General features: G+C 55.2%; 8 protein-coding genes. 5 read left to right on the top strand and 3 right to left on the bottom strand.

Features of this window, described 5'->3' with window-relative positions; all coding sequences use genetic code 11:
• Positions 1 to 100: 100 nt before the first annotated feature.
• Entirely contained in the window at positions 101 to 598 is a 498-nt protein-coding gene (locus RMSM_RS26520; protein WP_040769494.1) for an FKBP-type peptidyl-prolyl cis-trans isomerase, read from the top strand.
• Positions 599 to 696: 98 nt separating this feature from the next.
• On the opposite strand, the gene RMSM_RS26515 is transcribed toward RMSM_RS26520, so the two are convergent.
• Positions 697 to 1395 (bottom strand): NAD-dependent deacylase, encoded by a 699-nt coding sequence (locus tag RMSM_RS26515; protein WP_008704013.1) that lies wholly within the window; start codon positions 1393 to 1395, stop codon positions 697 to 699.
• A 232-nt stretch (positions 1396 to 1627) separates the two neighbouring features.
• On the opposite strand from RMSM_RS26515, the gene RMSM_RS37375 reads away from it, so the two are divergent.
• From RMSM_RS37375 to RMSM_RS26500, 3 genes are all read left to right on the top strand, one after another.
• Positions 1628 to 3757 (top strand): DUF1549 domain-containing protein, encoded by a 2130-nt coding sequence (locus RMSM_RS37375; RefSeq protein WP_008704011.1) that lies wholly within the window; start codon positions 1628 to 1630, stop codon positions 3755 to 3757.
• On the top strand, positions 3742 to 4575 hold the full coding sequence (locus tag RMSM_RS43020) for a DUF1553 domain-containing protein (protein WP_008704009.1): 834 nt from the start codon (positions 3742 to 3744) through the stop codon (positions 4573 to 4575). The genes RMSM_RS37375 and RMSM_RS43020 overlap by 16 nt, the downstream gene beginning before the upstream one ends.
• A 75-nt stretch (positions 4576 to 4650) precedes the next feature.
• On the top strand, positions 4651 to 6018 hold the full coding sequence (locus tag RMSM_RS26500; RefSeq protein ID WP_008704007.1) for a DUF1501 domain-containing protein: 1368 nt from the start codon (positions 4651 to 4653) through the stop codon (positions 6016 to 6018).
• A gap of 7 nt (positions 6019 to 6025) precedes the next feature.
• Here RMSM_RS26500 and RMSM_RS26495 read toward each other — a convergent pair whose 3' ends face one another.
• Positions 6026 to 7006, bottom strand: a complete 981-nt coding sequence (locus tag RMSM_RS26495) for a SprT family zinc-dependent metalloprotease (protein ID WP_008704005.1) — start codon at positions 7004 to 7006, stop codon at positions 6026 to 6028.
• Between the two features lie 209 nt (positions 7007 to 7215).
• Between RMSM_RS26495 and RMSM_RS26490 the strand changes: the two genes are divergently transcribed.
• Positions 7216 to 9096, top strand: a complete 1881-nt coding sequence (locus RMSM_RS26490; RefSeq protein ID WP_008704003.1) for a hypothetical protein — start codon at positions 7216 to 7218, stop codon at positions 9094 to 9096.
• Positions 9097 to 9368: 272 nt separating this feature from the next.
• On the opposite strand, the gene RMSM_RS26480 is transcribed toward RMSM_RS26490, so the two are convergent.
• Positions 9369 to 10049, bottom strand: coding sequence for a hypothetical protein (locus tag RMSM_RS26480; RefSeq protein ID WP_144057981.1), 681 nt, complete (start codon positions 10047 to 10049; stop codon positions 9369 to 9371).
• Between the last annotated feature and the right edge of the window lie 123 nt (positions 10050 to 10172).

The following is a 10172-nucleotide window of genomic DNA, read 5'->3' as shown; positions in this document are numbered from 1 at the left end:
ACCCAGAGGGGAAGTGAATCCTGGTCGCCTACGCCGCCTCCCCATTCTGCTATGATCTTTCGCTCACCCACCCCAATTTTCTCTACTTAGGATGGATCGCATGCTGAAAACCGCTTTGCTACTGCTGCTCTTTGTTTCTATGACTCTCGGTGCCAATGGCGACGAAGTTCCTGCGGACGACAAGGATTCAAAACTGAAACCTGGTCCAGTCGACCCCCAGGAAAAAGACAAACCGGGCGCGATCGATGAAGATGCAAAAGCAGAATTCAAAAAGACGGACTCTGGCCTGAAGTACCGCATTCTGCGTAAGAGCGATAAAGCGAAACCGACTGCGAAAGACAGCGTGGAAGTCCATTACAAAGGCTGGCTCGATGACGGATCGATTTTCGACAGCTCCTATCGCCGCGGCGCTAAAATCTCATTCCCGCTGAGCGGCGTGATCAAGGGCTGGACCGAAGGCATGCAACTGATCGGGGAAGGCGGAATGATCGAACTCGAAATTCCAGCGGAGCTCGGTTATGGACAACGCGGCGCTGGAGGAGTCATTCCCCCCAACGCGAAACTCCATTTCATTGTCGAACTGTTCGAGATCAAATAGCTTGATCCGGCGATTGCCATTCACATCGACACATGATTGATCCCGACCTCTCTTCGTCGCACGACGAAGCGGTCGGGATTTTTTTGGCGAATGACAGCTTAGCTGACACTCAAGCTGCTTAAAAATGCAGGCACTTCAACACTCGCTTTGCCTCGAATCGACTCATCAAACTGGCCGGAGTTGGGCGTGGCATCGAGATTGATTTCAATTTTCCGGCAGCTCGGTTTTGTTTGGCGGACGATGCCGGCCGCGGGATAGACGACTGCCGAAGTTCCAATCGCAATAAACAGGTCGGCTTGTCGGGCTGCTACTTCGATTTGCTCGAGCCCCAAAGGCATTTCGCCAAACCAAACGACATGGGGACGCAGCGTGCCGCGAATCTCAGGCCGCGTGGGATGGGGCGTTGATTCATCGAGATCCTCTCGCCACGGAAAAACTTCTCCTGTGTGGGTGCAGCGAGCTTTCAAAAGCTCTCCGTGCATCGGCAACACTTTCTTACTACCCGCACGGACGTGCAGATCGTCGATATTTTGCGTGACAAGTAGAAAATCATCCTGATGCGTCGCTTCAAAATCCGCCAAAGCTCGATGAGCTGCATTGGGCTGGATTTTTGCGTCCAACAAACTACGGCGTCGCTGGTTGTAAAAGTCTTGGACCAATTCCGGATTTCGCTGAAAGGCTTGCGGCGTGGCGACATCCTCAAACCGGTGCCCCTCCCACAATCCATTTGCGTCACGAAAGGTTGGCACTCCGGATTCAGCCGAGATTCCGGCGCCGGTCAAAATCAGAATTTTCATCGAAAGTCAAACTTGGAGGGTCGAAAAGGAACCGATCGAAGAAAGGTGGACGACGTGAGCGATCGCAAGCTCGCCTCGCCCTCGCCGCCCGCATGCTTCGATTCCGATTGTGCAGGGCTGAGAGGATTGTGCTAACCTAGGAGGGTGCCGAAACGCCCATAAGCGGTGTCCACGGCCGTTCCCGCCTCCATCGACGTCGATCCCCCGCCTTAGTACTCGATAGACTTTTGCCATGGCCACATTTTCCAGCCCGACGAAGGGTCGTGTCAATCTGTTGGCTGCCATTGCAATTCCGTTGGCACTTTTTTCAGTAATACTCTGTTCTCAGGAATCAGCATCCTCTCAGGATCCAGCATCCGTCGATTTCTTTGAAAAACGCATCCGCCCCGTGCTCGTTCAGCACTGCTACGAGTGCCACTCATCGGATTCGGATGATCTTGGTGGCTCGCTACGACTCGATTCTTCCGGCGGCATGACAAACGGCGGTGACAGCGGGCCCGCGATCGTACAGGGCAACCCAAAGGACAGTTTGTTGATATCTGCGATTCGCTACGAATCGTCAGAGATGCCGCCGCAAGGAAAGTTACCTAGCCAGGTGATCGCAGATTTCGAGCAATGGATTACGGCCGGCGCGGTCGATCCGCGTGACCAACCGCTTGGTACGACTAAAGCGAAACCGGCAATCGACATTGAGGCGGGCAGACAATTTTGGGCGTTTCGCCCGATCGAAGCTCCGGCGATCCCACTCGCGAGCATGCCAGCGAATCCAGCCCCGCGAACAGAGGACCTGCTCACGTCAGTGTCGAGTGCACACGCCGGCTTTTCCGCTTCGCCAATTGATTGTTTTTTGGACGAGAAACTCGAGCAAGCGAAGATTCGCGCAAACGAACTCGCGTCCCCGGACGTTCGCTTGCGGCGATTATGTTTTGATTTGACGGGACTACCGCCGAGTATCGAATTGCAACAGACGTGGAGCGAAAATCCATCCCCACAACATTGGATTCAAATTGTCGATCGTCTATTGAGCTCGATCGAGTTTGCCGAACATTGGGCGCGTCACTGGATGGATTTGGCTAGGTACGCCGACAGCAACGGTGCTGACTTTAACGCCACGCATCACGACGCTTGGCGTTATCGCGACTACTTGGTTCGCTCGTTCGCCGATGGCCGATCGATTGACGAGATGATCCAGCAACAGATTGCCGGCGACTTGTTACCCTCGGCAAGCGATTCACAGCGGTGGGACAACCTTGTGGCCACAACGTTCTTGATGTTGGGGACAAAGATGCTGAGTGAACGCGATAAAGTCAAACTGGAAATGGATGTCGTCGACGAACAGATTGACACGGTGGGGCGTGCATTTTTGGGACTAACCTTGGGCTGTGCTCGCTGCCACGACCACAAATTCGACCCGGTACCGATGCGAGACTACTACGCGCTGGCCGGGATTTTCCGCAGCACGCAAACGCTCAATGGCGAAAGCCAGAAGTACGTCAGCACGTGGAACAAGTCGCCACTGCCGGCTAGCGACAAACACAAAGAAGCCCTCGCGACTTACAAGGGACAACAAAAGACGCTCGAGACGAATCTGAAGCGACTTGACAAAGAATTAGCGGCACTGAAGAAACACGTCACTCCCGGTGGGGTGGTGATCGATGACGAAGAAGGTAAAAAATCAGGGCAATGGAAAGCGTCCACTCTTTTTCACACCTTTGTGTCCAAAGGCTATGTGCACGATAATAACGGAGACAAAGGAAAGCTGAGGATCGAATTTTCGGTACGTCTGCCTGATTCGGGACGTTACGAAATCCGGCTCGCGGGTTCGCCAGGTTCCAACCGGGCATCACGAGTTCCCGTCACCATCAAGGATACAGACGGTAACCATGCGGTGTTCGTCAACCAACGAACCGCGGCCATCGATGAGATTTGGAACTCGCTAGGTAAGTTCCATTTTGACGCGGACCAAGACGCCATCGTCACCATCAGCAACGCAGACACCGACGGCTATGTGATCGTCGACGCGATTCAGTTTCGCCGACTCGACGATGCGGGAGAGGCTACGGACAAGCCGAAGGTGGACCCTCGCATCACCAAGGCAATTGAACAAAAAAGCAAAGAACGAGATCAGGTCCAAGCGGAGATTGCGAAACACAAAAAAATCCTCCCGAGCCGTCGCCCTTGGCGATGGCCCCTCGAGACCGAAGCAGCGACAAGACAACGGACTGCCCGATTCATATTCGCGGCGAGACCACAAACCTGGGCGAGGTGGTGCCTCGCGGCTTCTTGCAAGTCTGCAGTGGCGGGAGCGCTACGATCGCGGCCCCGCAAGGCAGCGGACGTTTGGAATTGGCCGACTGGTTAACCGACCCCGACAATCCGCTCGTCGCTCGTGTATTTGTTAATCGCGTTTGGATGCATTTGATGGGCGAAGGGATCGTCCGCACGGTTGATAATTTTGGCGTGCAGGGCGAACGTCCCTCGCATCCGGAGTTACTCGACTTCCTAGCTTCGGATTTTCTGCGTGGTGGCTGGCAATTGAAACCGTTGATTCGGCAGATTGTCACAACACAAGCGTATCAGCGGTCGTCCGCACTGAATTCCATTTCAAACGAGATCGATCCCGAGAATCGTCTGCTATGGCGAATGCATCGCCGGCGATTGCCTGCCGAAGCGATTCGCGACACGATGCTTGTTGCTGCGAACCAACTTGACCGTACGCCTCGATTTGAACCGATGAAAGGCATGGGAGTGTTGGTTTCGAACAACAATAGCAACAGCAATGCCAAGATCGAATCGCTCTCACAATCTTGCCGCACGCTGTATATGCCGGTGGTTCGCGGTTATGTGCCAGCACTATTGTCCGCATTGGACGCAGCGGATCCCGATTTATTGGTGGGCAAACGACCGACCACCAATGTTCCAGGACAAGCATTGGTATTGATCAACAGCCCCGAAATCCAGCAGTGGTCCGAGGCAGCGGCGCAGCGAATTTGCCGCGATCACGACAAATTTTCGCTGCGGATCGACGAGGCTTATCGGTGCTGTTTTCAGCGGATGCCAACCGCAGAGGATCGCGAACTTGCCACAGCGTTCTTTGCAGGCCAGGAAAATTCGACTTCGCGATGGCATGCGTTTGTCGCTGCGATGTTTGCCGCGACGGAATTCCGTCTACTCGATTAGCCCTCTCCAAATACATATTGCCACTTCAGTTTGCCGGCCTGGCAATCACGCCGCTCTCGCCCTTAAGGTCTGAACATGACTATTTCACGACGACGCTTCCATACCGCTGCGAGTATTGGACTGGGTTCGCTTGTGGTCTCGGCACCGTCACTTGTTTCGTCATCCGCTGCTGCGGCAATCGAGGTGCCTCATGTGCCGCCGCGAATCAAACGTGTGATTTTTTTATTCATGCATGGCGGACCGAGTCACATCGACACCTTCGATTACAAACCGATGTTGGCGAAGCAGGATGGCAAACCGCTGCCCTTTGCGTTGCCTGCCAACATTGATGCCGTCCCGACGCTGATGAAGGGACCGTGGAACTTTAAAAAACGCGGTGAATCGGGGCTCTGGGTTAGCGACTTGCTGCCGCATATGGCATCCGAAATCGATTCGATGTGTGTCATCCGCAGCATGCACACCAAGGGGCAATCGCATGGCCAAGCCGTCGGGATGGTCAACACCGGAAGCGACAACCTGGTTCGCCCGAGCGTGGGAGCGTGGATCAGTTACGCGTTGGGCAGCGGCCATCCCGATTTACCAGCTCATGTCGCCATCTCGCCCGCAACCGCGCATGGCGGCCCCCGTAATTACGGAGCCGCGTTTTTACCGGCGATGCACCAAGCGACCGTGATCGGACGTAACGGCCGGTTTGGCGATGGCAAGATTCCGTTTCTCGACAGCACTGAGGACGAGGCGACGCTGCGAGAACGATTCGAACTGATTCAATCGATGAACCGTCAGCACTTGGCACGCAGCGGTTCGGATCGTGAAATCGAAGGTGCGATTGAAGCGGTTGATCTGGCGTCACGTATGCGGAACGCTGCACCGGAGGTAATGAACCTGAACAATGAATCCGCAGCGACGCTACGCGATTATGGAATTGGTGAAAAGACGACCGATTCGTATGGCCGTGGGTGCTTGTTGGCACGTCGATTGGCCGAGGCGGGGGTACGGTTCATTAGCGTCAGCAGCGGCCAGGTATGGGACCAGCATGGCAATCTCGAAGGGGGGCACAACAAAAACGCCGCCGCCACGGATTTGCCCGTCGCGGCGTTGATTCGCGACCTAAAACGCCGTGGTTTATGGGACGAAACGCTTGTGGTGTGGGGCGGTGAGTTCGGTCGAACGCCCGTCGTGCAAGGCAAAAATGGACGCGACCACAACCCTCAAGGGTTTACGATGGTGTTGTCTGGCGGAGGTGTGAAAAGCGGATTTGCGTATGGCGAAACGGACGAATTTGGTTACTTCGCTCGCTCGGATCGGGTGCACATGCACGACTTGCACGCTACGCTATTGCACTTACTGGGGATCGATCACACGCGATTGACATATCCCTATGCAGGTCGCGATTTCCGCTTGACCGATGTTGCAGGCCGTGTCGTCGAGGAGATCTTGGTATAGCCAATCCTCAGGGCTGGACCTTGGTCAATTTTTCGAGGGGCACGTAGTAGCGAACGTATCGGCCACCGTCGCTGAAGCGCTCTCCTTTTTGATTTTCCACCAGCACGGTTGCTCGCCGTGTGATGCGATTGACGCGACCGAGCATGTTGTGTCCATCGTGATAAAAACGCACTTGATCTCCGACGCGAACGTCAAACTTGATCAGCGCGCGTTCACGCTGCGTGATCAAATCGTGGCGATAATCTCGGTGATCAAAGTAGCGACGGGCAATCGATTGGAAGCGTTTTTCGTTGCAATTACCGCTGTTCCAGATCAGCATTTCGATTAGGTGAGTGAACTCATGTTCGGCGATCCGCTGCATCGCTTCGAGTCGGTTGCGACAAACACGGCCTGTCACCTCAACGGGACGGTCAACGTCCTCGAACGTTTGGAACAACAACGTCGAAGAGAGGATCAGCTCAAAGTTCCGTTGCCGATTGATCCCGTGGGGATAGTGCGTGACCAATTTGCCGGCCACCCGCGTCATCCGTGACGAGAAACCAAACGACAGTCCTTCGGCGCGGGCGGTGGGCAGAATCTTTCCTGCAAAGAACCGCTCGTCATACATTTGGATCATCCGCACCAGATCATCACGTCCGACCTTGGTGAAGTTGGGGCGGCTGATCAATCGGCTCAACGAGAGTGTTTGCTCGTAGATCTCGCGTTGCCAAGCATGAATTTGATTGGTGGTGAAGCGACGTGCAGCCACTTCGTCTGCCAATCGCTGCAAAACACTCGCATCACGCGGGGGAATCGAAGCGGCACCGACAGCAAAGGGGGTTGATGCCCGCTCGCGAACGGTTTGCGACGGTGGCGACTTGGGTTTGGCGGTATTTCGCACCCCAGCAGCAGCGGATGATTTTCCCGCCGGCTTGCCCGCATTTCCCACCGGCTTGCCCGCCGAACGATGACTTTGCTGCGAAGATTTTTTAGCCGGTTGATTCATCATTTTCCCAAACAACGCTTTGATTTCCGCCGTGAAATAGCTCAGGGAACAGGTTTTGCCAGTTAGGCGGATCCCTTTTCACGTTTTTTCTCGCTCCGGAGCTTGAGAATTGTTTGACGCTTCGCCCCTCCGTCTGAGATAATAGAGCAAACCAACTCTTCTCAGACCACATCGATTTTTGCGGTGTGTACGGCATCTCACGGGTAAATTGAATGATTCATCGCGCGACAACCCACATCGACTCGTCGCATCCGCACTCTCACGAACGACTTGTCGCCTTGTTTTTGGCGATTCTGGTAGCAGCGATGGGCTACTTTAGTGTGCAAGTCCAGGCTCAAGAGGCGAAGTACGACACGATCCCGATGATCGATGCGTTCAAAAAAGAGTCGACGGTCAAGCGGATGGAACGGGCGGCAGGCTCCTTTGCGAGCCACCGTGGCGACATCAACGCGTTCGCGGACTTTCGTGTAGCGCAGGTGTATTTTACGCGTTACATCCCCGCCAAAATGACTCAACCAGACGCATTGCAAGAAGTCTCGGAAAGCGTTCAAGAGATGATGAGCTACCTCGGTCGCGCACAGCGAGGCGGGGCGCCGGCGGGCACTAAGGTTTTGGAATGGGTTTATATTGCGATGAAACCGATCGCCGAGGGAAATTACTCGCCGATGGCGCGCATCAACGCGACCTTGGTGTTGGGACGATTGGATATGGCACAGGCTGATCTGCTGAACCAAAAGCCCCCAGTGCCGTTACCGTACTCGCTTCCCATCTTGATCAAATTGTACGAGGACGAGAACAACGTCGAAGGCATTCGTGCGGCTGCTTTGCACGGAATTCGCCGCTATGTGACCTACGGTTTTGAGAGGCTGAAGGACGAGGAACGGACCAAATTAACCCAGTTGATGACCCAATTACTCGACGCTCCCGTCCCACCGAATCGCAGTGAAAAAGCTCATGCGTTTCTGCAACGATACGCCGTCGATATCCTCGATTACGCTCGCACCAGCGCGTCACCTGACCTTGCCAAAAAATTGGTCAGCATCAGCACAGACCACAAACGCCCCAACATGATCGCGACTTACTCTGCGGCTCGTGCGGGAAAAATGAGGGAATTAAAAGGCCAAGTCGCCTCGCCTAGTGATGTGCTAGAGAGCTGGTCCGCACGTGTTTGGTTGGCCCTGCAAGACGAGCTAAAACGACTCAAATCGCTTGAACGCCCTCGCGCTGCATCGATTCAGCCCTCGACACCCGACTCGCACCTGCGAATCACCGACAAACCGACCAAACCCAGCAGCGGACGAATGGGAATGGGGATGGGCGAATTTGATGACATGGAGGGCCCCGGCAGTGGAATGATGGCCGGAGGAGGCATGGAAGCGGACATGGGTATGGGTATGGGGTCAGAGATGGGCATGGACTCGGACTTCGGAATGGAAAGCGACATGGGCATGGGAATGGATATGATGGGGGGCGAATTTGGGATGGGAATGCCGATGGCCCCCGTCGCAATCCCCCAGAAACCCGAAGTCACAGCATCACGCAAACGACTGTTGCACATCATCCAACAATTGCACATCGGCGCCAGCGGAACTCCGAGTTTGGGCATCCCCAAAACGCCCGCGGGACTGCTTGCGTCCGTTGAGGCAAAAGACAAGGTGATCGTCGAAAAATGGCTTGCCGACATGCAATTGGTCGTGGAAGCCTTGAATGACCAAAACAAGTCCGATGAGACGCTGTTCATGGAAGGATTGGTCGAGCAGATCGAGATCCTGAAAGAAATGGCGGGCCCGACAGCCCTCGAAATCGAGCGAGCCAAGGCCAAGGAACTGGAGTTGGCCGGAATCGAAGTGGATGCGGTGGTGGAAGTGGAAGCCGAAGTGGCTGGAGATCCACTAGCCGAGGCAGCAAACATCGCAAATCCCGCAGGCATCGACCCTGCGGCGATCGACGCCGCCGCCGCTGTAGCAGCGCCAGCGGCTCCAGGCAGCGTGCCTGCAGCAGCTCCGGGCAATGTTGCACCAGCGGGTCCGGGCAATGTTGCAGCGCCACCAGAAGCAGCAGCCGACATCCCATCACTGGATGACTTGCAATAGCGTCCTTACAGCCCCAGGCGTGCTTCGTTTGTCTCGTAGCGACTAAAGAACGCAACGTTGTGAAGCATTTCGCAGGGGAAACTCGTCAACGACTGGTTGATTGAGTGAGCCGCGACGCATCCGCGGCCGGGTCTCCTGCATAACCTATTGCTTTATGGTCGATGCGATCGACTTTGGTAGCGGTGCGGCGCGAGCCGCCCGGTTGCGGCGAATAAAACGTTCGGTATTTACCGGGCGGCTCGCGCCGCTCCGCTGTAAAAACTGCCTGCAGCTTATTGGCTGGCGATTGCCCCATCGATGGCGATTGTTTCGCTAAAGTCGTAAGGATGGAACGAGCGGCCGATCTGAGTCGCCAGCATGCCCAGATACAGCTTGCGAAAGCGTGATTCCGTGGTTTCGCTCGTGTATTGACCTGCCGTCGTTGGATAGGTGTATTCGTCCAAATCACGGCGATACAGCACATCGCCGGTCGCCACTTCGATCACCACAACACTGGCATCCGAGCGACCGCGATACAGCGTGGCTCCGTCGCGAAGCCGCAAATTGCGCAGTTCGATACCGATGACCTTGTCCGCCTTGACCCCCTTGCCGATCGCGGCAAAGTCGACCTTATCCCATCCATTGCTGTCCCGCCAATCTGCGATTTCATCTTCGCGGACCAAACGGACATCGGACAGTTCTCGAGTCAAAATCTCGCCGACATAACGACTCAGCAAACGCGCGGATATGTTGTCCGAATACTCGCTATTGTCTGCAAGCGTCACGATTGCAAGCCGGCATTTCTGAAGTTTCTTTGCGTCCTTGTAGTCCGCCGGGACTTTATCGGCACCGACCGCATGGATCAGGTTGGACATCAACCCCAAGCAACCGGTTTGCGTCACCAACAGCAGCAAAAGCAGCAGACTCAAACCGGAAACGGCGGCTGCAGGACGGGCGAAACTGGGTTTAGTCATCTCTAGCGAATCCTTTCGCATCACCGAACCGATGCCCCGATCCACACGAGGCCGGGTCAACAACGCGATTCATTTTAAAAGCAAACAGTGTCAAAATCAGTGCATACGCTTTTTCACCGACTC

The sequence above is a fragment of the Rhodopirellula maiorica SM1 genome, assembly GCF_000346295.1.
In the GTDB taxonomy this organism is placed as follows: Bacteria; Planctomycetota; Planctomycetia; order Pirellulales; family Pirellulaceae; genus Novipirellula; species Novipirellula maiorica.
The sequence above is the reverse complement of the archived record's forward strand: the minus strand, read 5'-3'. Positions and strand labels throughout refer to the sequence as shown.